Source organism: Collinsella sp. TM05-37, from assembly GCF_003436455.1.
Classification (GTDB): Bacteria; Actinomycetota; Coriobacteriia; order Coriobacteriales; family Coriobacteriaceae; genus Collinsella.
Genome location: NZ_QSPN01000001.1, coordinates 299,305 through 321,948, shown reverse-complemented (window position 1 = coordinate 321,948; position 22,644 = coordinate 299,305). Strand labels below are relative to the sequence as shown.

Below are 22,644 nucleotides of genomic sequence, written 5' to 3'. Positions count from 1 at the left end.
GAGGGCATTTATGGCACCAGCTCAGTCCGATCTTCAACCGCAATTAGCGCCCAAGGCCACCGCGGCGGCGCAGGCCGCTATCGGTGACGGTCTTGTTGCAGAAGCTCAGGCGTTTGCCAACGAGCTTGCCGCATGGCGCCATGATCTCCATCAAACGCCTGAGCTCGGTAACAACCTTCCGCAGACGTCCGCCTTTATCCAGGCGCGTCTGGACGAGATGGATATTCCCTATGCCGTGCTTGTTGACGGCACCTGTGTCGTTGGCCTAATCGGTGCCGGCGCGGCAGCTGCTGCTCGGGGTAACGGTACGTGCACGGACAAACAGGCCGGTACGGTCATCATGCTCCGTGGCGACATGGATGCCCTGCCTGTTGCTGAAGAGTCAGGCGAGCCTTTCGCCTCTACGAACGGCTGCATGCACGCATGCGGACACGATATGCACGCGACGGCGCTGCTTGGTGCGGCGCGCCTGCTCAAGGCCCGCGAGTCCGAGCTTGTCGACGCCAACGCCACGATTAAGTTGCTGTTCCAACCGGGCGAGGAAACTTTTGAGGGTGCCCGCGCCGCCATCGCCGACGGTCTGCTGCAGAACCCGCGTCCCCAGGCCGCCTTCGCCATGCACGTTAACAGCCAATCGCCGCTTGGCCTGGTGCTCTACGGCAGCCCGGCGCTCTCGGGCGTGTACGGTTTTCGCATCACGCTTCAGGGCAAGGGCGGCCATGGCTCGAGCCCCGAGATCTGCATCGACCCCATCACGGCCGGCGTGCATGTGCACCTGGCGCTTCAGGAGCTTATCTCCCGTGAGGTGCCGGCGGCCAAGGAGGTCGCGCTTACCGTGGGTAAGTTCGCTGGCGGCTTGGCGGCCAACGTCATCCCCGACACCTGCGTGCTCGAGGGAACGTTGCGCGGCTTCGACGTCGAGCTCATGGAGCACCTCAAGACCCGCATCGCCGAGGTCGTCAACGGTGTGGCCGCAACGTATCGCACGCCGGCGACTATCGAGACGCTTTCGGATGTTCCGCCGCTGGTACTCGACGACGGCATGACGCAGGCGTCGCTTGGCTACGTGGGCGCGGTGCTGCCCAAGTCCGCCTTCCTGCCGCTGTTCCACGCCATGGCGAGCGAGGACTTCGCGTTGATCTCGAGCGAGATCCCGAGTGCGTACTTTACCGTGGGCGCTGCCGTGACTGATACGGACGAGCATTTTGCTCAGCATCATCCCAAGGCACGTTTTAGCGATGCCGAGCTTCCCCTTGGCGCCGCGGCCTATACCGCCGTCGCTTTGGGCTATATCGCCGACCACCGGTAGCACCCAACCTTGCCTTTCAAGCCTGCGGGCATGGCCGTAAGGCCTATGCCCTTGTCTTTCAAGGCAATCTTGGGTGCTACCGGCGCCCGGCGCCGGCTATTCGTTTGTTAAATAAGGAGCAGTATGTCCCAGCAGCGTAAGTTCTTCCCCGGCTGGCTCGTGGTGGCCTCCGGCTTTGTGATCATGGCCACGTGCTACATCATTTTCGTCAACTGCATGAGCCTGTTCCAGCCGTTGATCGTCAGCGACCTGGGCATTTCCCTTGCGCAGTACACCATCTCCAACGCCCACTAGCGCTGCGTCTAAGCAGTTTGGCATGGCCGACTTGGGTAAGGTCACGGGCACCATTACCTCGTTCGAGATGGTTGGCGGCACGGTGGGCGCCATCGTCTCGGGAATACTGTTCGATGCCACGGGCTCCTTTACGAGCACATGGATCGTGTGCCTGGCGTGCTCGGTGGCAATGCTGGTGTTCCTGCTGGCGTCTGAGCCCATCGCGGCTAAGCTGCGCGCGAGCGTGGCGGGGGAGTAGGGACGACGTCGCTCGTAGCTCTTTGCCCCGTTTTGTCCGTGGCTGCCTTGGAAGCCGAATGGATGCTCGTACCGTCATTCGGTTTCCCATGCAGCCACGGGCTCAAGAGATGACCCGAAGTCTTTCCGTCCAACGGATTTTGTGATCCGAAGAGGCGGAAGGATTGCAGATTGCACACTGCGGCGGTGCATCTGGCCGAACGAGTCCCCATACCCTCGTTCGGTCAGATGCACCGCCGCTGTTTGTGTTTGTGCCGTATAATGACCACTACCTATGACGCGATACAAAAGAAAGGTGTTTGCCCATGCAGGCACAGAAGGCGGAGGGAACCCGCGACCTTATCGGCGCTGAGATGCGCGCCTGGCAAAAGATGCAGCAGATCGCTGCCGGCGTGTTCGAGCCGTTTGGCTTTAAGCCCATCGAGACGCCCGCCATCGAGCAGGTGGACGTGTTTGTCCACGGCATCGGCCAGTCGACCGACGTCGTGCGCAAGGAGATGTTCCGCGTCTTTAGCGGCGCCAACCTGGAGCGCGTCTTTGCTGAGGGCGGCGATAGCAAGCTCAAGCCCAAGCAGCGCCTGGCGCTTCGTCCCGAGGGCACGGCCGGTGTGGTGCGCGCCGTCGTGGAGAACAACCTGGTGCCCCAGGGCTCCACGCCGTTTAAGGCGTACTACGCCGAGGCCATGTTCCGTGGCGAGCGTCCCCAGAAGGGTCGCCTGCGCCAGTTCCACCAGGTGGGCATCGAGTGGCTCGGCGCTCCCGATCCGGCAGCAGACGCCGAGTGCATCATCATGCTCATGGAGTTCTACAAGCGCCTTGGTTTCGATCTTTCCAAGCTCCGTCTGCTCATTAACTCGATGGGCGATGCCCAATGCCGTCCGGCCTATCGCGAGCAGGTCAAGCAGTTTATCCTCGATCACGCCGACGAGATGTGCGACGAGTGCCGCGAGCGCGCCGAGCTCAATCCGCTGCGTGCCTTCGACTGCAAGAACGACCACTGCCGCGAGATCATGGCCGACGCACCGCTGATGGGCGACAACTTGTGCGATGAGTGCCGCGAGCACTACGAGCAGGTCAAGCGCTATTTGGATGCGGCGGGTATCGAGTATGTCGAGGATCCCACCTTGGTGCGTGGCTTGGACTACTACACCCGTACCGTCTTTGAGGTCGAGGCTCCCGGCGCCGGCGTCGGTTCCATCGGTGGCGGCGGTCGCTATGACGGCTTGGTCGAGCTCGAGGGTGGCAAGCCCACGGCAGGCGTCGGCTTTGCCGTCGGTTTTGAGCGTGCGCTGCTGGCCCTGCAGGCCTTTGGCAGCGACCTGGGTGCCGAGGAGGCCCCGTGCGTCTACGTCGCCAATGCCGGCAAGGAGCTGCGCCAGAACGTCTTTGCCATCACGCAGGAGCTTCGTGCCGCTGGCATCGTGACCGAGGCCGACTACCAGGGTCGTTCGCTCAAAGCTCAGTTTAAGCAGGCCGACAAGGTTGGCGCCAAGCTCATTTTGGTCCTGGGTGGCGACGAGCTTGCCGCCGGCAAGGTCAAGGTGCGCGACATGGAGAGCCATGACGAGGCCCTCGTCGATCTGGCCAACGTGGTCGAGGCGGTTCGCGAGCGCCTGTAGCGCATGATTTTTGAGCTGTAGTGCCGCTGAGGTGCCCAGCTCATTGCGAGCGATTGTTACGGGGGTGTTTCGCTTTTATGCGGAATGCCCCCATTTACGTATGCCGCCCACCGAGAAATACGACCATTTAGGGCAAAAACCCTTGCAATGCAGAAAATACTTTTGTGTGGTAAAGCGCAATCAGTGTCGAAAGTATTTCGCAAGCGCCTATAATGAATACCGCATGTTACGTGCATAGAAGGAGGAATGGGAGGAAACGTGGCTGAGAACCTAAGCAACCAGTCTGTACCCGAAGCCGCGGCGCGCGTCGCTGCCGTGGTCAACCGCCTCGTTAACCGAATCGGCTCGAATGCCGAGTCCAGGGAGCGTCTCGCCGAGATCGAGATCCCCGAGGAGCTGCGCGACAACTTGGCGCTGTTCCTGCGCCTGGAGCGCCGTGTGCTTAGCGAGTATGATCCCGAGATCGCGGACCTGTTCGACAAGATTTTGACAGCCGAGATTGTGGCCAATGCCGGAAATCCCGGCGCCCGTGCTGCCGACGAGTCCGTCGACGAGCAGGGCGTGCCCACCGCCGACGAGCCTACTGCTGTGGCGTTTCGTGAGGTCGTCGATCTGATTGACATCCTGCCGCTCGATAAGCAGCAGGTTATTGTCCGCGCCTTTACGAGCTTCTTCCATCTGGCAAACCTGTCGGAGGAGAACTACCGCGTGGCGCAGCTGCGCGAGCGCGAGGCAGGTGCGTCGACCGATACCGAGGTCGATCCCGCCAACGAACTCACCGTCGCCTATCACCAGTTGGTAAATGAGATGGGTGTCGAGGGCGCCAACGAGCTGCTCGACAAGCTCGAGTTCCACCCTGTCTTTACCGCACATCCCACCGAGGCCCGTCGTAAGGCCGTCGAGGGCAAGATTCGCCGTATCTCCAACCTGCTGGAGGAGCGTCCGCGCCTGGGCGGCTCCGACCTGGTGGAGAACGAGCGCCATATGCTGCAGGAGATTGACGCTCTGGTGCGCACGAGCCCCATCGCGCTCAAGAAGCCCACGCCGGTCGAGGAAGCCGATACCATCATCGACATCTTCGATAACACACTGTTCGATGTGATCCCCGTCATCTACCGTCGTTTTGACGACTGGGTGCTGGGCGACAAGGCCGGCACCGTGCCGCCGCTGTGCCCGGCGTTCTTCCATCCCGGCAGCTGGATCGGTTCCGACCGCGACGGTAACCCCAACGTTACCGCCAAGGTGAGCCGCGAGGTCGCCGCCAAGTACTTCACGCACATGGTGCTCAAGCTCGAGGACAAGTGCCGCCGCATCGGCCGCAACCTTACGCTCGAGGCCGCCTACAGCAAGCCGTCGGCAGAGCTCATGAACCTGTGGAACCATCAGGTCGAGATGAGCGCTCAGTACACGGCTCGCGCCGAGCTGATTTCCGAGCACGAGCCGCATCGCGCCGTCATGCTCGTCATGGCCGACCGTCTGAACGCCACCGTGCGCCGTATCACCGATACCATGTACCACAGCGCCGATGAGTTCCTGGAGGACCTGCGTGTCGTCCAGCGCTCGCTGGCCGCTTGCGGTGCCGTCCGTGCTGCCTACGGCCCGGTCCAGACCATCATCTGGCAGGTCGAGTCCTTCGGCTTCCATATGGTCGAGATGGAGTTCCGTCAGCACTCCGTGGTGCATGCCCGCGCCCTCAAGGATATCCACGAGAACGGTATCCATGGCGACCTGCAGCCCATGACGCGTGAGGTCATCGATACCTTCCGTGCTATCGGTTCCATCCAAAAGCGCTACGGCAAGAAGATGGCGCACCGCTACATCATCTCGTTCACCAAGAGCGCCCAGCATGTGGCCGACGTCTTTGAGCTTGCCCACCTGTCCTTTGCACACGAGGAGGATGTCCCCGAGCTCGACGTGATCCCGCTGTTTGAGCAGCTCGAGGACCTCGAGGGCTGCGTCGACGTGCTCGACCAGATGCTTACGCTGCCCGTGGTGCAAAAGCGCCTTGCCCAGACCAACCGCCGCATGGAGGTCATGCTGGGCTACTCCGACTCCTCCAAGGATGCCGGTCCTACCACGGCCATGCTCGCGCTGCACTCCGCGCAGGAGCGCATTGCCAAGTGGGCCGAGAAAAACGATATCGATCTGGTGCTCATGCACGGTCGCGGCGGTGCCGTGGGCCGTGGCGGCGGTCCGGCCAACAAGGCCGTGCTGGCGCAGCCCAAGGGTTCGGTCAACTGCTTCTTTAAGCTCACCGAGCAGGGCGAGGTCATCTTTGCCCGTTACGGCAACCGCACGCTGGCTCAGCGCCATGTTGAGTCCGTTGCCGCCGCAACGCTTTTGCAGTCGGCTCCGAGTGTCGAGAAGACCAACACCGAGACCACGCAGAAGTTCTGGGATATGGCCGAGAAGCTCAACGCCACAAGCCACGAGCGCTATCTGGACCTGCTGAACACCGAGGACTTTACACCGTGGTTCTCGACCGTGACGCCGTTGACCGAGGTCGGTCTGCTGCCGATCGGCTCGCGTCCCGCCAAGCGCGGCCTGGGCGCCAAGTCGCTCGACGACCTGCGTACCATTCCGTGGATCTTCAGCTGGAGCCAGGCTCGCATTAACCTGGCCGCTTGGTACGGTCTGGGTACCGCCTGCGAGCAGCTGGGCGATCTTGACCAGCTCAAGGCTGCCTACCAGGAGTGGCCGTTCTTCCGCACGTTCATCGACAACATCGAGATGTCGATCGCTAAGACCGATCAGCGCATCGCCAAGATGTATCTGCACCTGGGTGATCGCCAGGATCTGTCCGAGAAGGTCTTCACCGAGATGCAGCTCACACGTAAGTGGGTCCTTGCCATCGTCGGTGACGAGTGGCCGCTGCAGCGCCGCCGCGTGCTCGGCTGCGCCGTCCGCGTCCGTAACCCCTATGTCGACGCTCTGTCCATTGCCCAGGTCCGCGCCCTTCGCGAGGTGCGTATGAACCAGGACGAGATGGCCGAGGAGAAGAAGGCCGAGTACATGAGCCTGATTCTTTCGACTGTGACCGGCGTCTCGGCAGGATTGCAGAACACGGGGTAATCGATAGCCCTGTAGTCGTCCGGGCCCGCCATAGGTTTACTTTTAGGCACGTCCTCGGACATGCAAGAAGCCCTCGCTGCACACTTCGTGCGGCGAGGGCTTCTTGCGTCCTGCGGAGTGTGCCTAAAAGTAAACCTATGGCGGGCCCTGCGATGTCCGGTCTTCGGCGGATTACTGGCTGGGGGAATAATGGCGCGCTTCGCGCGTTTTGGATGGGGTCTATCTCGGTGGCGCATTTGGCGCTTCTCGTCTTACGACTGTTGCGGCTGCGGTCCCGTTTGGGATCACGGCCGTTTTGTTGTGGGTCAAATATGAACGTTGTGTTAATGAGTCGGTGGACGGTGGAGTTTTTCGGTGAGCGGCGTATCCTTCCAACGCTTTATCTAGTGTGTCAGTTGAAAGGAAGAGGGCGCTCGTCATTGTTTGAATGTGAACTGCCGTTTGACCACAAGACGTTACATCTGGAGCTCGAGGATAAGAACTTCGCGGGTGTGATGGAAGGTCATCAAAACGAGTTTAAGACTACAAAATCGCAGGAAGAGCTGGTAGAGGAGTCGCTTGCCAACCCTTATGGCTCGCCTTCGCTCGAGGAGCTTTGTGCTGGCAAGAAGGATATCGTCATCATTAGCTCCGATCATACGCGTCCCGTTCCCTCGCGTGTGACGATGCCTATTCTGCTGCATCACATCCACTCCGCTGCGCCCGAGGCTCGCGTGCGTATTCTGGTTGCTACGGGTATGCATCGTCCGTCGACGCACGAGGAGCTCGTCAACAAGTACGGCGAGGAGATCGTTGCCAACGAGGAAATCGTTATGCACGTCGCGACTGACGACAGCATGATGAAGAAGATCGGCACTCTGCCCTCTGGCGGCGAGTGCATTATCAACAAGATTGCCGCCGATTGCGATCTGCTGCTTGCCGAGGGCTTCATTGAGCCGCACTTCTTTGCCGGTTTCTCTGGTAGCCGCAAGTCCGTCCTGCCTGGCATCGCCAGCTACAAGACCATCATGTACAACCACAACGGTCAGTTTGTGAACGATTCCCATTCGCGTGCCGGCAACCTGTGCCACAACCACGTGAACGAGGATATGTTTGCCGCTGCCGAGATGGCTCACCTTGCCTTTGTGCTTAACGTGGTGCTCAACGGCAAGCACGAGGTCATCGGCTCCTTTGCCGGCGACATCCACAAGGCGCACGAGGCCGGCTGCGAGTTCGTGAAGAGCCTTGCCGGCGTTGAGCCCGTCGAGTGCGAGATTGCCATCACCACCAACGGCGGCTACCCGCTCGACCAGAACATCTACCAGGCCGTGAAGGGCATGTGCGCTGCCGAGGCCACACTTCCCGAGGGCGGCGTGATCATCGATGTCGCCGGTTGTGCCGACGGTCACGGTGGCGAGGGCTTCTATCACAACATCGCCGACAACGATCCGGCGGAGTTTGAGCGCGCCTGCATCGACCGTCCTAAGGACGAGACCCTGCCTGACCAGTGGACGAGCCAGATCTTTGCCCGCATCCTGGCGCATCACCCTGTGATCATGGTCACCGATCTGTGCGATCACCAGATGCTCAAGGATATGCACATGACGCCGGTCAACACCCTCGAGGAGGCGCTCAAGCTCGCCTTTGAGATGAAGGGCGCCGACGCCAAGGTCGCCGTCATCCCCGATGGCCTGGGTGTTGTCGTCGCACAGCACTAGTGCGCGGCTTAAACGAATCGTTTATAACCGACAAGAAAGATAAGGTTTTATGCTTACCAAACTCCTCTGCGAATTCGGCGCGACGGCCCTCATGATCGTCTTTGGCGTGGGCGTGCACTGCGATACCGTGCTCAAAGGCACCAAGTATCAGGGCTCTGGCCATATGTTTGCCATCACCACCTGGTCTTTTGGCATCTCGGTCTGCCTGTTTGTCTTTGGCGGTGCCGTGTGCATGAACCCCGCTATGGTGCTTGCCCAGTGCATCGTCGGTCTGGTGCCGTGGGGCAACTGCATCCCCTTCATGCTTGCCGATATGCTCGGCGGCTTTGTGGGTGCTGTGATCGCTTGGTTTATGTATGCCGATGAGTTCAAGGCTTCCGAGGGTGTCGTCGATCCCATTGCTCAGCGCAACATCTTCTCGACCAACCCCACCACCGAGGGCACGAACTATGCCCGCAACTTCTTCTGCGAGGCTATCTGCACCTTCGTGTTCATCAGCGCCATCCTTGCTGCTGCTAGCCGTGCTGGTGAGAACGTTCTGTTGCTCGCCATCTGCGTCGGCCTGATTGTCTGGGCCGTTGGCATGGGCATGGGCGGCATCACCGGCTTCGCCATGAACCAGGCGCGTGACCTTGGTCCTCGCATAGCCTATCAGGTGCTGCCGATCAAGAACAAGGCTGACAACAACTGGAAGTATGGTCTGCTTGTTCCTGGCATCGCGCCGTTTGTCGGTGCTATTGTCGCCGCGCTGTTTGTGCATGGTTTCTTGGGCATGTTCTAGTCTGAGGCTACATAGTTGTCCGCTGGCCGCATGGGGTAACTTCCCAGCGCGTCCTCGGACATGCAAAAAGGCTCGCCGCGCACTTCGTGCGGCGAGCCTTTTTGCGTCCTGCGGAATGCGCTGGGAAGTTACCCCATGCGGCCAGCTGCGGGATCTTAGTCGCGTTGGAACAAGCAACCCAACATATATATCTGAATTTGGATGGGAGGGGCGCTTTGTTTTTGGGTGCCCTTACAAGAAAACGTGACTTGGGGAAGGGATGGGCGCTTTGTTGGGATGGCGCACTACGTGCGGCGGGGGCTCTTTCGTCCTGCGGAATGCGCTGGGAAGTTACCCCATGCGGCCAGCTGCGGGATCTTAGTCGCGTTGGAACAAGCAACCCAACATATATATCTGAATATGGATGGGAGGGGCGCTTTGTTTTTGGGTGCCCTTACAAGAAAACGTGACTTGGGGAAGGGATGGGCGCTTTGCTGGGATGGCGCTTTGGGATGGGGGCTTACTTAGCTGAAGAGGGGCTGTATGGCTGATAGGTAGTCTTTGGCTACTTCGGCCCTATCTGCTTGGAAGTTGTGCCAGGCCCACCATTGGACCATTCCTACGAAGCTTGAGGCTATGTGGTGTAGTAGGAAGCTTCGGTCCATGGTGGCGGCGGGGCCGTTTGGGTCGGTGGGGACGGTTTCGGCTGCTCGTGACATGATGGTCTTGCGTAAGCAGTCGGCGAAGACGCGTGAGCCGGCGCCGGCTACCAGCGCTCGGACACCCTGGCGACGTTCCCATAGATTGTTGAGGATATGCTCGACCTGCACGAGTGGGTCGTCGAGCGGTGTGCCATCGTCATCGAGGGCGTGGGTGCAGATGTCGCTCACGAGCTCGGACAATAGGTCATCTTTGCTCTTGAAGAGGCCGTAGAACGTGGCCCGACCCACATGGGCGCGAGCGATGATGTCGCCGACGGTAATCTTGCCGTAGTCCTCTTCGCGCAGCAGCTCGGAGAACGCCGCAACGATGGCAGCGCGGCTTTTTGCCTTGCGGGCATCCATGGCTATGCGTCCGCGTGAACGAGCAGGCAGCGAAGCGTACCGGAGCAACCCTCGTAGGGGCGCTTACCGGCGCCGTAGCCGACGGCCTCGATGCGGTAGCGGGCCGGCAGGTGCTCGGACGTGCGCAGTGCGGCGACGGTGGCGGCGCCCGTGGGCGTCACGAGCTCACCAGCGACCGGTGCAGGCGTGAGGGCGATATTGCCCGCCTGACACAGGTTGACGACAGCGGGGACGGGAATGGGCATAAGGCCGTGGGCACAGTGGATGGTGCCGTGACCCTCGGAGAGCGACTCGACCACTATGTCTTCGATGCCCAGGTTGTCGAGGCAGATGGCGACGGAGCAGACGTCGACGATGGAGTCGACGGTGCCCACCTCGTGGAACATGACGGTCTCGGGCGTTTTGCCGTGGGCCTTGGCCTCGGCGGCGGCGAGCGCGGTAAAGATGGCGAGCGCGCGACGCTTGGCGCCATCGCTTAACTGCGAGCCATCGATGATGGCGGTGACGTCTGCTAAAGAACGGTGGTGATGGTGGTGGGCGTGATGATGACTCTCGTGGTCGTGGTCATGCTCGTGGCAGTGCTCGTGTTCGTGCTCGCCATGGTCATGATGGTGGTGCTCATGCTCGTGTGTGTGCTCGGCAGCTGCTTCGTTGCCGTAGAGCCAGGCCATATCGTGGTCGTGGTTCTCGAGTTCCTCTGCAAGCTGGACGTCGAAATCGCAGGCGTCGATGCCATGCTTGCTTACGCGTGTGACGGCGATCGTAAAGCCGTCGACCGGCAGCGTGGCGAGCTGCTCGCGCAGGTGCTCCTCGCTGGCGCCTAGGTCGAGCAGGGCCGCGACGGTCATATCGCCGCTGATGCCCGAGGTGCCGTCGATGATAAGCGTGTGCTGATGATTGGACATGGAATGCTCCTTAACGGGCGCAGGGCGTGCCGGCGCTCAGATGATTGATAAGACTTGCCTGGTAGGCGGCACCAAAGCCGTTGTCGATGTTGACGACCGAAACGCCGCTGGCGCAGGAGTTGAGCATGGCGAGCAGCGCGGCTACGCCACCAAAGCTCGCGCCGTAACCCACGCTGGTGGGAACGGCTATGACCGGACAGCTTACCAGGCCGCCGACAACGCTCGCCAGTGCGCCCTCCATGCCGGCAATGGCGATGACCACCTGTGCCTGGGCAAGTTCCTCGGCATGCGCGAGCAGACGGTGCAGGCCGGCGACACCCACGTCGTAGAGGCGGTCGACCTCGTTGCCATAGAACTCGGCCGTCAATGCGGCTTCCTCGGCGACGGGCAGGTCGCTCGTACCGGCGCAGGCGACGACGATGCGTCCGTTGCCGGTAGGGGAGGGCTTGCCGCCCACGAGGGCGAGCTGTGCGTCCGGGACATATCCCAGGTCGATGCCGTTGCCAAGAAGCTCGGCGGTGCGCGCGGCTTTTTCGGCATCCAGGCGCGTGACCAGGATGCGCTCCTGGCCGGCATCGCGCAGCGCTTTGATAATGGCGGCAATCTGATCGGCGGTTTTACCGGCCCCGTAGACAACCTCGCCGGCTCCCTGGCGCACCCCGCGCGAAAGATCGAGCTGCGCAAAGCCCAAATCGGCGGTCGGAGCCGTCTGGATGCGCGTGAGGGCGTCGGCAGGGGTGACTGCTCCGCCGGCAACATCGCTCAGCAATTGCTCAAGATCTCGCTTATCCATATATGTTCCCTTCGACGGCGCAAAGTCTAGCACTCAAAGGGTATGTTTCCGAACACTAAGACAAAATTGTTCGGAAACTATAGGACAGACTGATTCACTTGTTAGATGGATTGACTAGTCGCGCAGGATGATGTCCATGGCGAGCATCAGGTTGCGTTCGTCGATGGCAAACGGGGCCGCCTCGCGCGTCTTGGGCTTGGCGCAAAACGCGATGCCCGTGCCCGCGGCCTGAATCATGGGGATGTCGTTGGCGCCGTCGCCGATCGCGACCGTGTGGGCCATATCGACGCCGCACTCAACTGCCCAATCTAGCAGCTGGATGAGCTTGGACTCCTTGGTCACGATGTCGGCCGCCAGCTTGCCGGTGAGCTTGCCGTCCACGACTTCCAGGCGGTTGGCCAGGCAAAAATCGATGCCCGCGGCGGCCACGATCTTGTCGGCGACCTCGTGAAAGCCGCCGCTTACCACGCCGACCTTCCAGCCCTTGCTGTGCGCTGAGCGCACAAGCTCCAACGCGCCGGGGGTAAATGTCACGCGCTCAAAGGTGCGCTCGAACACGCTCTCGTCCAGGCCGGCGAGCAGCCCCACGCGCTCCTCGAGCGCCTGCTTAAAGTCAAGCTCGCCGCGCATGGCGCGTTCGGTGATCTGTGCCACCTGCTCGCCCACGCCGGCCTCTTCGCCCAACAGGTCGATGACCTCCTGGTTGATGAGCGTGGAGTCGATATCCATAACGATGAGGCGTGCAGTCATGGCGGGCCTTTCCGAGTGCTGTTTTATTGGGCATATTGTCGCACGTGACGAGCGCGGGCGGGTGCCGCGGTGCGTCAATTGTTTCGTCTCCGTCAAGTCTTTGGGCAGGAGCCACTTTTTCGCGGCACATCAGCACAGGTGCGATAAGATAGAACGCCATGTCTGGCTGCGCGGTTTACGCAGGCCGGGCAAATCTGTACGACACCGCCCGGAACGACACGGGGCGGCACAGATCCATAAAGGAGGATCACTGGTATGAGCCAGACCCGTCCCATCGACGAGCATTCCATGCACACCCGTACCTGCGGCGAGCTTCGCCGCGAGAACGTGGGCGAAGAGGTCACCCTCACCGGTTGGGTGAGCCGTCGCCGCGACCATGGCGGCCTTATCTTCTGCGACCTTCGCGACCGCGAGGGCATTACGCAGCTCACCTTCGACCCCGAGCACTCCGACGGCGACGCCTTTAAGATTGCCGAGACTATGCGTCCCGAGTGGCCCATCAAGATCCATGGCGTCGTGCGCGCCCGTGGCGAGGAGACCACCAACACCAAGCTCGCGACCGGCGAGATCGAGGTCCTGACCGATCATGCCGAGGTGCTCAACACTTCCGTCACCCCGCCGTTCCAGATCGAGGACGGCATCGAGACCAGCGAGGACACCCGCCTGCGCTATCGCTATCTGGACCTCCGTCGTCCCGAGATGATGGCCAACCTCAAGCTGCGCTCCGACTTTACCTTTGCCATTCGCGAGGCGCTGCACAACCGTGAGTTCATGGAGGTCGAGACGCCCTCCCTGTTCAAGTCCACGCCCGAGGGCGCCCGCGACTTCATCGTCCCCAGCCGTATCCAGCCGGGCAACTTCTACGCCCTGCCGCAGTCCCCGCAGCTCCTGAAGCAGCTGCTTATGGTCGGTGGCGTCGAGCGCTACTACCAGGTTGCCAAGTGCTTCCGCGACGAGGACCTGCGTGCCGACCGTCAGCCCGAGTTCACCCAGGTCGATATCGAGATGTCCTTCGTGGACCAGAACGACGTCATGAGCGCGCTCGAGGAGGTCCTGGCCGATGCCTTCGGCCGCATGGGCGTCGAGATGCCCACGCCGCTGCGTCGCATGAACTACTGGGAGGCCATGGACACCTATGGCTCCGATAAGCCCGATACCCGCTATGGCATGCACCTGGTCGACCTGACCGACATCTTTGCCAACTCCAAGTTCAAGGTCTTTGCGACTGCCGCAAACGAGGAGGGCTCTGTCGTCAAGGCCATCAACGCCAAGGGTGCCGGTGCCTGGGCTCGCGCCAAGATCGACAAGCTCGCCGGCGTGGCCTCCACGTTTGGCGCCAAGGGCCTTGCCTGGATCGCCTTCCGCGAGGACGGCTCCATTAACAGCCCCATCGTCAAGTTCTTCTCGGACGAGGAGATGGCTGCCCTGCGCGAGCGCATGGACGTCGAGCCCGGCGACCTTGTGATGTTCGCCGCCGGCCCGCGCCTGCTCTCCGACGAGATCCTGGGCGGCATGCGTTCCCACATGGCCAATGCGCTCGAGGTCAAGCGCGAGGGCCACGACTTCCTGTGGGTCGTCAACTTCCCGCTGTTCCACTGGGACGAGGATCGCAAGGCCTATGCTGCCGAGCACCAGCCCTTCACCCTGCCGACCGAGACCGACATCGCCAAGATCGAGGCCGACCCGCTGGCAGCCGGTTCCTGCACCTACGACTTTGTCATGGACGGCTTTGAGGCCGGCGGCGGCGGTATGCGTATCCACAACGCCGAAATGCAGATGTCCATGCTCAAGCTCCTAGGCTTTACCGAGGAGCGCGCCGAGTCGCAGTTCGGCTTCCTCATGGAGGCTCTCAAGTTTGGTGCGCCCCCGATGGGCGGCTTTGCCCTGGGCCTGGACCGCGTGTGCATGCTGCTCACCGGCTCCGACTCTATCCGCGACGTCATGGCGTTCCCCAAGACGGCCAGCGGCTCCGACCTCATGTCGGGCGCTCCGAGTGCCGTTTCCGGCGCCCAGCTCAAGGACGTCAGCCTGCGCTTGATGTAGGCAAGCGGCTACCTATTGCCTGTAACGAGGGAAGGACGTGTGCCTTCCCTCGTTTTTTATGCGTCGATGTTTCGAGGGCATGGGGAGACCGGGCATCGCGGAAACTGCGACCCAGAATTCGGCAAAATAATGGGGCACAGTTTCCGGTTGAGCTGTCTAACGGAAACTGTGCCCCAGAATGAGCGCTCAAAACGGGACAGGCTTTCCGCAACAACTGTTTGGCGGAAAGCCTGTCCCAGTTTCTTATAGTGAGTCTCTCTGAACGAGCTGCATGTGCATGACGGTGGTGGTTGGCTCGGCACCCTTGATCATGTCGAGCGCAATGTTGGCGGCCATGTGGCCTTCTTCGCGCAGGGGCTGGCGGACGGTCGTGAGCGCGGGGACGCAGCGCGTCGCAATCTCGTGATCGTCGAAGCCGACGACAGAAGCGTCCGCCGGAACGGATAGGCCTGCCTCGTTGAGTGCGGTGATGGCGCCAGCCGCGATACGGTCCGATCCGCAGAGCACGCCATCGAAAGCAATCTCGCGCGCGAGGATCTGGTGCATGGCCTGATAGCCGTCTCCGCTGTTCCAGCCGGTATAGATAACGTTTGCGTCTGGGAGGTCTTCGCCCAAGACGGCGCGGTAGCCGCGCAGGCGGTCGACAACAGCGGGGTTGTCTTGCGGTCCCAACACGGCGACGATATCTTTGCGCCCGCGCTCCTTCATGGCGAGTGCCGCAAAGCGTCCGCCCTCTTCGTCGTCAGAGTAGACCGTCGAGAACACATCGCGATAGGGGTGACCCTCGAGCTGGCCGCACAACACGGTGGGCACGCCCAGCTCGCGCAGTACCTCGAGCAGTTCGCTGCCCTTGTAGGGGGAGACGTTGATTACGGCGTCGAACGAGCGGCGCTCAAAGTGCTCGCGTGCGCGGTTGCGCTCATGCGTAGAAGACGCCTGCAAGATAACGGGCAGATAGGATGACTCCGACAGTTCTTCGGTAATGCCGCTCAAAAACTCGCTATAGGTGGGGTCGCTGAAGAGTTCACTCAGGGGCTCGGTCACGAGCACGGCGATGATTTCCGTGCGTCCGACAGCGAGCGCTCGGCCACGAGCGTTGGGGACAAAATTGACTTTCTTGGCCGCTGCGCGGACGCGCTTTTTGGTTTCCTCGCTAATGCGGGGCGAATCGTTGAGGGCGCGCGATGCCGTGGAGCGCGACACGCCGGCAGCTGCGGCAACCTCGGCAAGCGTAGGTGCGGTGCGAACTGGTTGGGTCATGGCGTCTCCTGGAAAATGCGGTCGATGTTGTCACTGATACGGGCTGGTGCGGATAAAGCTTACTATAGTGCGCCTGAACAGCGTTCATGATATCCGGCCACTGGTGGCATTTCACGTTCAAGCTGCTGTTGAACATGGCTTGCACGGGTGGGGCATAGATGGGCGCGGCCGTTGTCAGCCGCCTGGGAATGCTGTTTTGCGCTGAGTTTCGATACTCAGGGTGACATAAGTGTCGTGGTTGTACAACCGGTTGCACCGTTAACCCGACCAAATCGACCGTTCAGCGGACAACCGGTTGCACAGTTTTTTGCATCGCCCGTAAGATAAGGACAACCGGTTGCACAAGAATCACTAAGATGACGAAGGAGCATCACCATGGACGCCATTAACGATTGGGAAAACCAGGCGCTCACCCACAGGAACCGCCTGGCACCCCATGCGTACTTTATGGGTTACGAGACCGCCGATCTCGCTGCAACGTACAGCCGCGAGCTGTCGCGCGGGTTTGTCCAGCTGTCCGGCTCGTGGCAGTTCCGCCTTTTTGAGGGCCCCGCTGCCGTCTCCAATGAGAACCTCTCCACGTATAAGCCCGAGTGGGATCACGTGGAGGTTCCACACCTGTGGCAGGTAGATGGCTATGGCAATCTTGCCTATACCGACGAGGGCTTCCCGTTCCCGGTGGATCAGCCGTTTGTTCCCTCCGATGACCCCACGGGCGTTTACCAGCGCATCGTCAACCTTCCCGCCGTTCCCGCCGGCGCTCGCGAGATTATTCGCTTCGACGGCATCGAGAGCTATGGCGAGCTGTACGTCAACGGCCAGTTTATCGGTATGACCAAGGGTTCGCGCCTGTCCGCTGAGTTTGACGTGACCGACGCGCTCGTCGAAGGCGGCAACCTGTTTGCGGTCAAGGTCCTGCAGTACAGCGACGGCAGCTATATCGAAGATCAGGACATGTGGTGGGCCTCGGGCATCTTCCGCGATGTGTACCTTATGCAGCGTCCCGCAGCGCACCTGGTCGACTTTAGGTTCCGCACGCACCGCGAGGGCGATACCGCTCTGATCACGCTCGATACGATGGCCGAGGGCGCTACCCGCGTCGTGTATACGCTCAGCGATGGCCAGAATGTGGTCGCTACGGGCGAGTGCGTCGACGGCCATGCCGAGTGCAGCGTGACCGATGCCCACTTCTGGAATCCCGAGGACCCCTTCCTTTATGACCTGACGTTTGAGGTCTACGACGGTGACGAGGTCAGCGAGTTCGTTCCGCATCGCCAGGGTCTTGCCGAGGTGACGGTCGAGGGCAATCATATCTACCTCAACGGCACCTACTTTAAGATGCATGGCGTCAACCGCCACGATCACGACGATCATAAGGGCCGCGCCGTGGGCCTCGATCGCATGCGCCGCGACCTGGAGCTCATGAAGCAGCACAACATCAACGCGGTGCGTACGTCCCACTACGCCAACGATCCGCGCTTCTACGAGCTGTGCGACGAGTACGGCATCATGCTGGTCGCCGAGACCGATATGGAGAGCCACGGCTTCGAGAATATCGGCAATATCGCCCTGGTCACCGACGACCCTGCCTGGGAGCCGGCTTACGTTGACCGTGTTGAGCGCCTGGTGATGCAGGAACGCAACCACGCGTGCATCATCATGTGGTCGATGGGCAACGAGAGCGGTTATGGCTGCAACATCCGCGCGATGTACGCCAAAGCTCACGAGCTCGACGGTCGTCCGGTCCACTACGAGGAGGATCGCAACGCCGATACCGTCGACGTCATTTCCACCATGTACTCCCGCGTGTCGCAGATGAACGACTTTGGCGAGCATCCGTTCCCCAAGCCGCGCATCAACTGCGAGTACGGCCACTCCATGGGTAATGGTCCCGGAGGCCTGTCCGAGTACCAGGAGGTCTTCGATCGCTGGGATTGCATCCAAGGCCAGTTTATTTGGGAATGGTGCGACCACGGTTTGGCTGCTGTGACCGAGGACGGCGTTGCCTACGACATGTATGGCGGCGACAACGGCGATTACCCCAACAACAGCAACTTCTGCATCGACGGCATGGTGTTCCCCTGGCAGCAGCCGAGCCCGGGCCTTACCGAGTACGGCCAGGTCATCTGCCCGGTTCGCATGGCCTACGATGCCGAGGCGGGCGAGCTGACCGTCACCAACAAGCGTTGGTTTACCACCCTCGAGGATGTCTGCCTGTCGGCGGAGACCCTGGTGGACGGCGACGTGGTCTGCCGCAAGACGCTCATGCCCGGTGCGGTTGCCCCCGGCGAGTCCGTCCAGCTTCCGCTGGTGATTCGCGAGGCCGCAGTGGGCGAGACCCTGCTGACCGTGCACGCCTACACCATGGCGGCTCACGCCTGGTGCGAGCCGATGTTCCAACTGGGTGCAAGCCAGTTTGCCATCGCAAACCATCCGGCGCCGGCAATTGCCGCCCCCACTCGTCCTGAGCTTACGGTCGAGGAGACCGAGCAGGAGATTCGTATTCGCTCCCTCAACGGCGAGCTGACCTTCAGCAAGGTCAACGGTACCGTGAGCGAGTGGAAGGCATCCGGTCGCGACGTCATGACCTCCGGTCCCCAGGTTGGTTTTTGGCATCCGCTCGTCGATAACCACGCCCAGGAGTACGACTCCCTGTGGAAGGATAACTTCATCGATGTGATGCAGACGTCTACCCGCAATGTTTCTTGGAAGCAGGACGACAATGCGGTCGTCGTTACCGTGAGCCAGCGTATCGCTCCTCCCGTCCGCGCGTTCGGCATGCGCGTCGAGCTCGTCTATACCGTGCTTCCGAGTGGCCGCGTCGACCTCAAGGTTTCCGGCGAGCCCTACGGCGACTATTCGGACATTATCCCGCGCATCGGCATCTCCTTCGAGGTTCCCGGTTGTGATCGTGCCGTCGAGTGGTATGGCCACGGCCCGGGCGAGAACTATCCGGACTCGCTGCGCGCCAACCCGGTCGGTCATTACCGCACTACGGTCGACGACATGTTCACGCCCTACGTTATGCCCCAGGACTGCGCCAACCGCGAGGGTACCCGCTGGGTCGCCCTGCGCTCCAGCCACGGTGACGGTCTGGTCGTGACGCGTCCGAGCGACGCCGCTTCCAATCCGTTCTCGTTCTCCGCATGGCCCTATAGCTGCGAGGCTATCGATAATGCCAAGCATGTCTACGATCTTGTCCCGGGCGACACGGTTACGGTCAACATCAACGACCAGCTGCTCGGCCTTGGCTCGAACTCTTGGGGTTCCGAGGTGCTCGATTCCTATCGCACCCGTTTTGAGAGCTTCAGCTTTGAGGTGTCCCTGCGACCGCTGACGTCTGCCGATCTGGCTCAGGCGCTGGCACCCATTAAGGAGGCATAAGTCATGCATATCTTTAACTCGCGTGCCGATTTCGACGCCCAGATGAAGTCCGTCAAGAAGTGGATGCGTACCGGTCAGGCACTCGACGGCGTTTCTGAACTGCAGCACGATGTGGCGTACTCTATCGGCGACTCGCTGGTGTATTGGTGGGTGAACGCCCACGAGGCGGCTACTGCCGATCTGGTCGGTCACCGTCGCTACCATGCCGTGCTCGCCCCGCTCGACGGCAATCTGACCGTTGAGGTGGCTTCCAAGGCCGATCTTACCTGTACGCGCGCCTACAGCGATATCGATGATCGCGAGCGCTTTGAGGGTACGGGGGAGACCGTGACGATTCCCACCGGCGGCGTTGCCGTCGTCGAAATTGACGAGGCCTACCGTGTCGTGGCCGATGCCGCGGATCCCCGCGTCGTGGTACTGCACGTGACAGTCGAAGGTTATTCCTTCCCCAACAAGTAGTATTCGTCCGCCTGGACGTTTGCTTCGCGCCGTTAAGGGGGATGGATTTGTTGACTCCCTTTTCCCCATTCCCCTTAGCAGGTGCGCCGTCCGTGTTTGCACTTGCAGCTCGGACGGTTTTAGATGACATTTAACAGATGATTGGGAGGGCTTATGAGCTCTGAAAAACGAGGAACGATTGGTTCGTTCGCTCTGCTGGGCATGACGGTCGCCGCCGTGTTCGGTATCAAGAACATCATCAACAACAACGCGGCCATCGGCTTGGCAGCTGCGCCGTCGTTCTTCTTCGCCACGCTTTTGTACTTTGTCCCCTATACCCTGGTTACCGCCGAGTTCGTCGGCCTCAACAAGGACTCCGAGTCTGGCGTGTACGCATGGGTTAAGACCTCGATGGGTGGTCGCTGGGCGTTCCTGACGGCATTTAGCTACTGGTTCGTTAACCTGTTCTTCTTTGCGTCCGTCCTGCCCAACGTCATCATCTACGCGAGCTACGTGTTCTTTGGTGCCAACGCCGAGCTTTCGCAGCTGTGGATCACCATTATCGAGATCGTCGTCTTTGCTATCGCCACGTGGGTTTCGACCAAGGGCGCTAAGTGGATCGGCTCCATTTCCTCCTTCGGTTCGACCGCGGCTCTCGGCCTGACCGCCGTGTTCATCCTGCTGTCCCTGGCTGCTGCCTTTGGCGGCGTTGAGTTCGCTACGGCTCCTACTCCCGCTAACATGGCTCCCGACATGAGCAACTTCGCAACTGCGTGGGGCTTCTTCGGTACGCTTGCCTGGATCATCCAGGGCGTTGGCGGCGCTGAGTCTGTCGGCGTGTTCCTTAACGACCTTAAGGGCGGCGTCAAGGCCTTCGTGCGCACCGTCGTTATCGCCGGCCTGACCATCGGCCTTCTGTATGCAGGCGCTTCGCTGCTGGTTAACCTGTTCATCCCCGAGGGCGGCGTTGCCATCTCCACCGGTATCTTCGACGTATTCGGTGCTGTCTTTGCCCACTTTGGCATTCCCATGGAAGTGTCTACGCGCGCCATCGGCTTGATCCTTCTCGCCGCCACGCTGGGCTCCCTCATGATGTGGACCTCCGCTCCCATCAAGGTCTTCTTCACCGAGATCCCCAAGGGCGTCTTTGGTAGCAAGATCGTCGAGCTCAACGAGCATGGCATTCCTGCCCGCGCTGCTTGGCTGCAGTTCGCCATCGTCGTCCCCATCCTGATCATTCCGGCCCTGGGCTCCGGTAACCTCGACGACCTGCTCATGATCGTCACCAACATGACTGCTGCCACCGCTCTGCTCCCACCGCTGCTGATTTTGCTTGCCTACTTTATGCTGCGCAAGAACTTTGACGCCGCTCCCCGTGGCTTCCGCATGGGTTCGCGCAGCTTTGGCCTGGTCGTTGCCGCATTCCTGCTTGTGGTCTTCTGCTTCGTGCTTATCTGCGGCACCATTCCGCTCGATCAGCCGCTGTGGCTGACGCTGGTCTACAACGTTGGCGGCGTGGTTGTCTTCTTGGGCCTTGCCGTGATGTGGTACAACCGCTACATCAACCGCCTGCGCGAGACCGATCCCGAGGCCGCCGAGAACGAGCTTCGCCCTTCCGTCCTCGATATGATGGAGTAGCGGCTAGGATTAATCTACGGCTGTGGAATAAATCGATTCCCTTTCCTAAGGAGGGGCCTTACGAGGCCCCTCCTTTTGTGTTTTGGGGCATGGTCTTGGCTCCCGTGGTCAAAAAATGCCAAATATGAGTACTGTTGCAAAAGAAGTGCCATATTTTTCGGCCTGCTCTGAGCGAAAATGGGCTCAAAATCGATTTATCTAACTCCCTTTAAAGGGCGTTTGACGGCTTTCAACCTCTTCGAATCGCTCAAGCTAGGCAATTTGCTCTCGATTTTGCTGCTACTAAATTTGTAACAGTACTCATATTTGCCACTTTTTGACCACGGGGTATCCGGAGGGGCCCTCGATAAGCATCTAACGCTACAATAACTACCACGTGGCTGGGTTTGCCGGCCGAATGTGTGATGTCGTGGGAGGGGACATGGTCGAGTTTACAAAGACGATTAAAGATCCGTTGGGACTACACGCCCGCCCGGTTGCGCTGCTCTATGACATCATTGCCAAGCATCGTAGCGACGTGTCGGTCAGCATTGGCGACCGCCACACCGACGGCCGTGACGTGATGGGCCTCATGGCGCTTTACGGCGAATGTGGCGAGGACATCGTCTTTCGCGTTTCGGGCGTAGACGAGGCTTCGTGTGTCACGTCGATCAGAAACCTCTCGCTCTAAGCATGACAGGGCGCGGCAAAGGACAGCTCTTTGCCGCGCCTTTTTGTTTCGTATGGGAAACTTTTTCGAAAACTGAATAGGGACCCTTTTCAAAAAGTTAACCACGTGTTAGTTTACTATAGCGAACATAGACGTGGTTAACTTTTGCTGCGTCGATGTTGAGGACGAACTGACGTTAGGAGCGCACTCATGTCTTGCGGACCGCAGATGCCGGCTTTGCCGCTCTCGATGGTAAAGGCGGGCGAAACCGTGCACGTGTCTCGTGTAAAGGGCAATCAGGACATGAAGCACCACCTCAAGGACCTCGGCTTTGTCGAGGGCAGCGAGATTCACGTGGTGAGCTCGAGTGGTGCCAATATCATCGTCACCGTGCTGGGCGCACGTTTTGGCATCGATTCCAAGGTTGCCATGCACATCATGACCGTCGGTTAGTCCGCAGCATTTCATTAAAACCGAAAGGGGGACAAGAGGATGAAGACGTTGGGTGACGTTAAGGTAGGCGAGAGCTCTACTATCGTCAAGCTTCACGGTGAGGGCGCGCTGCGCCGCCACCTTATGGACCTGGGGCTCATCAAGGGCACTTCATTCAAGGTCGTAAAGGTTGCGCCGCTCGGTGATCCGGTCGAGATCAACGTACGCGGCTACGAGCTTTCCATCCGCAAGGAAGAGGCTGCCGTCGTAGAGGTCCAGTAAGGGCTTGCGGCGTATATT

General features: G+C 60.6%; 19 protein-coding genes. 14 read left to right on the top strand and 5 right to left on the bottom strand.

Going from position 1 to position 22,644, the window contains the following annotated elements; all coding sequences use genetic code 11:
- Positions 1–10: 10 nt before the first annotated feature.
- From DXD48_RS01315 to larD, 7 genes are all read left to right on the top strand, one after another.
- The gene (locus tag DXD48_RS01315) at positions 11–1,309 is read left to right on the top strand and encodes a M20 family metallopeptidase (protein WP_117563681.1); all 1,299 of its coding nucleotides are present in this window, start codon (positions 11–13) and stop codon (positions 1,307–1,309) included.
- A gap of 123 nt (positions 1,310–1,432) precedes the next feature.
- The gene (locus DXD48_RS10065; protein WP_158548904.1) at positions 1,433–1,603 is read left to right on the top strand and encodes a hypothetical protein; all 171 of its coding nucleotides are present in this window, start codon (positions 1,433–1,435) and stop codon (positions 1,601–1,603) included.
- A 22-nt stretch (positions 1,604–1,625) separates the two neighbouring features.
- The gene (locus DXD48_RS01310; RefSeq protein ID WP_117563680.1) at positions 1,626–1,841 is read left to right on the top strand and encodes a hypothetical protein; all 216 of its coding nucleotides are present in this window, start codon (positions 1,626–1,628) and stop codon (positions 1,839–1,841) included.
- Between the two features lie 304 nt (positions 1,842–2,145).
- Positions 2,146–3,459 (top strand): histidine--tRNA ligase, encoded by a 1,314-nt coding sequence (hisS, locus tag DXD48_RS01305; protein ID WP_117563679.1) that lies wholly within the window; start codon positions 2,146–2,148, stop codon positions 3,457–3,459.
- A 258-nt stretch (positions 3,460–3,717) separates the two neighbouring features.
- Positions 3,718–6,531 carry a phosphoenolpyruvate carboxylase gene (locus DXD48_RS01300; protein ID WP_370446291.1) on the top strand — a complete coding sequence of 938 codons (2,814 nt, stop codon included), beginning with the start codon at positions 3,718–3,720 and terminating at the stop codon, positions 6,529–6,531.
- Between the two features lie 419 nt (positions 6,532–6,950).
- Entirely contained in the window at positions 6,951–8,228 is a 1,278-nt protein-coding gene (gene larA / locus DXD48_RS01295; RefSeq protein ID WP_233502289.1) for a nickel-dependent lactate racemase, read from the top strand.
- Positions 8,229–8,277: 49 nt separating this feature from the next.
- Complete coding sequence (gene larD / locus DXD48_RS01290; RefSeq protein WP_117563676.1) at positions 8,278–9,009, top strand: D/L-lactic acid transporter LarD; 732 nt, start codon at positions 8,278–8,280, stop codon at positions 9,007–9,009.
- Positions 9,010–9,512: 503 nt separating this feature from the next.
- Here larD and DXD48_RS01285 read toward each other — a convergent pair.
- The 4 genes from DXD48_RS01285 to serB all read right to left on the bottom strand — a co-directional run bounded on the left by DXD48_RS01285 (position 9,513) and on the right by serB (position 12,500).
- Entirely contained in the window at positions 9,513–10,052 is a 540-nt protein-coding gene (locus DXD48_RS01285; protein ID WP_089572652.1) for a TetR/AcrR family transcriptional regulator, read from the bottom strand.
- A gap of 2 nt (positions 10,053–10,054) precedes the next feature.
- Positions 10,055–10,957 (bottom strand): LarC family nickel insertion protein, encoded by a 903-nt coding sequence (locus tag DXD48_RS01280; RefSeq protein WP_117563675.1) that lies wholly within the window; start codon positions 10,955–10,957, stop codon positions 10,055–10,057.
- Between the two features lie 10 nt (positions 10,958–10,967).
- Positions 10,968–11,750 carry a nickel pincer cofactor biosynthesis protein LarB gene (gene larB, locus DXD48_RS01275; protein ID WP_117563674.1) on the bottom strand — a complete coding sequence of 261 codons (783 nt, stop codon included), beginning with the start codon at positions 11,748–11,750 and terminating at the stop codon, positions 10,968–10,970.
- A gap of 114 nt (positions 11,751–11,864) precedes the next feature.
- A complete protein-coding gene (gene serB, locus DXD48_RS01270) occupies positions 11,865–12,500 on the bottom strand; it encodes a phosphoserine phosphatase SerB (RefSeq protein WP_117563673.1) in 636 nt (211 codons plus the stop codon).
- Positions 12,501–12,755: 255 nt separating this feature from the next.
- On the opposite strand from serB, the gene aspS reads away from it, so the two are divergent.
- A complete protein-coding gene (gene aspS / locus DXD48_RS01265) occupies positions 12,756–14,543 on the top strand; it encodes an aspartate--tRNA ligase (protein ID WP_117563672.1) in 1,788 nt (595 codons plus the stop codon).
- 243 nt (positions 14,544–14,786) lie between these two features.
- On the opposite strand, the gene DXD48_RS01260 is transcribed toward aspS, so the two are convergent.
- Positions 14,787–15,803: a LacI family DNA-binding transcriptional regulator gene (locus DXD48_RS01260; protein WP_117563671.1), complete on the bottom strand. Its 1,017-nt coding sequence runs from the start codon at positions 15,801–15,803 to the stop codon at positions 14,787–14,789.
- Positions 15,804–16,178: 375 nt separating this feature from the next.
- On the opposite strand from DXD48_RS01260, the gene DXD48_RS01255 reads away from it, so the two are divergent.
- From DXD48_RS01255 to DXD48_RS01230, 6 genes are all read left to right on the top strand, one after another.
- Positions 16,179–19,187 carry a glycoside hydrolase family 2 TIM barrel-domain containing protein gene (locus DXD48_RS01255; protein ID WP_117563670.1) on the top strand — a complete coding sequence of 1,003 codons (3,009 nt, stop codon included), beginning with the start codon at positions 16,179–16,181 and terminating at the stop codon, positions 19,185–19,187.
- A 3-nt stretch (positions 19,188–19,190) separates the two neighbouring features.
- Entirely contained in the window at positions 19,191–19,646 is a 456-nt protein-coding gene (locus tag DXD48_RS01250) for a hypothetical protein (RefSeq protein WP_117563669.1), read from the top strand.
- 153 nt (positions 19,647–19,799) lie between these two features.
- Positions 19,800–21,263, top strand: coding sequence for an amino acid permease (locus DXD48_RS01245; protein WP_117563668.1), 1,464 nt, complete (start codon positions 19,800–19,802; stop codon positions 21,261–21,263).
- 421 nt (positions 21,264–21,684) lie between these two features.
- On the top strand, positions 21,685–21,933 hold the full coding sequence (locus DXD48_RS01240; RefSeq protein WP_035136856.1) for an HPr family phosphocarrier protein: 249 nt from the start codon (positions 21,685–21,687) through the stop codon (positions 21,931–21,933).
- Between the two features lie 189 nt (positions 21,934–22,122).
- Positions 22,123–22,365, top strand: a complete 243-nt coding sequence (locus DXD48_RS01235; protein ID WP_233502288.1) for a FeoA family protein — start codon at positions 22,123–22,125, stop codon at positions 22,363–22,365.
- A 39-nt stretch (positions 22,366–22,404) separates the two neighbouring features.
- Positions 22,405–22,626 (top strand): FeoA family protein, encoded by a 222-nt coding sequence (locus tag DXD48_RS01230; protein ID WP_006234774.1) that lies wholly within the window; start codon positions 22,405–22,407, stop codon positions 22,624–22,626.
- The last annotated feature ends 18 nt before the right edge of the window (positions 22,627–22,644 follow it).

Excerpts from the sequence above, each read along its gene's own strand:
- DXD48_RS01315 (WP_117563681.1), top strand. The coding sequence starts at position 11 with ATGGCACCAGCTCAGTCCGATCTTCAACCGCAATTAGCGCCCAAGGCC.
- DXD48_RS10065 (WP_158548904.1), top strand. The coding sequence starts at position 1,433 with ATGTCCCAGCAGCGTAAGTTCTTCCCCGGCTGGCTCGTGGTGGCCTCC.
- DXD48_RS01310 (WP_117563680.1), top strand. The coding sequence starts at position 1,626 with ATGGCCGACTTGGGTAAGGTCACGGGCACCATTACCTCGTTCGAGATG.
- hisS (WP_117563679.1), top strand. The coding sequence starts at position 2,146 with ATGCAGGCACAGAAGGCGGAGGGAACCCGCGACCTTATCGGCGCTGAG.
- larD (WP_117563676.1), top strand. The coding sequence starts at position 8,278 with ATGCTTACCAAACTCCTCTGCGAATTCGGCGCGACGGCCCTCATGATC.
- DXD48_RS01285 (WP_089572652.1), bottom strand. The coding sequence starts at position 10,052 with ATGGATGCCCGCAAGGCAAAAAGCCGCGCTGCCATCGTTGCGGCGTTC.
- DXD48_RS01280 (WP_117563675.1), bottom strand. The coding sequence starts at position 10,957 with ATGTCCAATCATCAGCACACGCTTATCATCGACGGCACCTCGGGCATC.
- larB (WP_117563674.1), bottom strand. The coding sequence starts at position 11,750 with ATGGATAAGCGAGATCTTGAGCAATTGCTGAGCGATGTTGCCGGCGGA.
- serB (WP_117563673.1), bottom strand. The coding sequence starts at position 12,500 with ATGACTGCACGCCTCATCGTTATGGATATCGACTCCACGCTCATCAAC.
- aspS (WP_117563672.1), top strand. The coding sequence starts at position 12,756 with ATGAGCCAGACCCGTCCCATCGACGAGCATTCCATGCACACCCGTACC.
- DXD48_RS01260 (WP_117563671.1), bottom strand. The coding sequence starts at position 15,803 with ATGACCCAACCAGTTCGCACCGCACCTACGCTTGCCGAGGTTGCCGCA.
- DXD48_RS01255 (WP_117563670.1), top strand. The coding sequence starts at position 16,179 with ATGGACGCCATTAACGATTGGGAAAACCAGGCGCTCACCCACAGGAAC.
- DXD48_RS01250 (WP_117563669.1), top strand. The coding sequence starts at position 19,191 with ATGCATATCTTTAACTCGCGTGCCGATTTCGACGCCCAGATGAAGTCC.
- DXD48_RS01245 (WP_117563668.1), top strand. The coding sequence starts at position 19,800 with ATGAGCTCTGAAAAACGAGGAACGATTGGTTCGTTCGCTCTGCTGGGC.
- DXD48_RS01240 (WP_035136856.1), top strand. The coding sequence starts at position 21,685 with ATGGTCGAGTTTACAAAGACGATTAAAGATCCGTTGGGACTACACGCC.
- DXD48_RS01235 (WP_233502288.1), top strand. The coding sequence starts at position 22,123 with ATGTCTTGCGGACCGCAGATGCCGGCTTTGCCGCTCTCGATGGTAAAG.
- DXD48_RS01230 (WP_006234774.1), top strand. The coding sequence starts at position 22,405 with ATGAAGACGTTGGGTGACGTTAAGGTAGGCGAGAGCTCTACTATCGTC.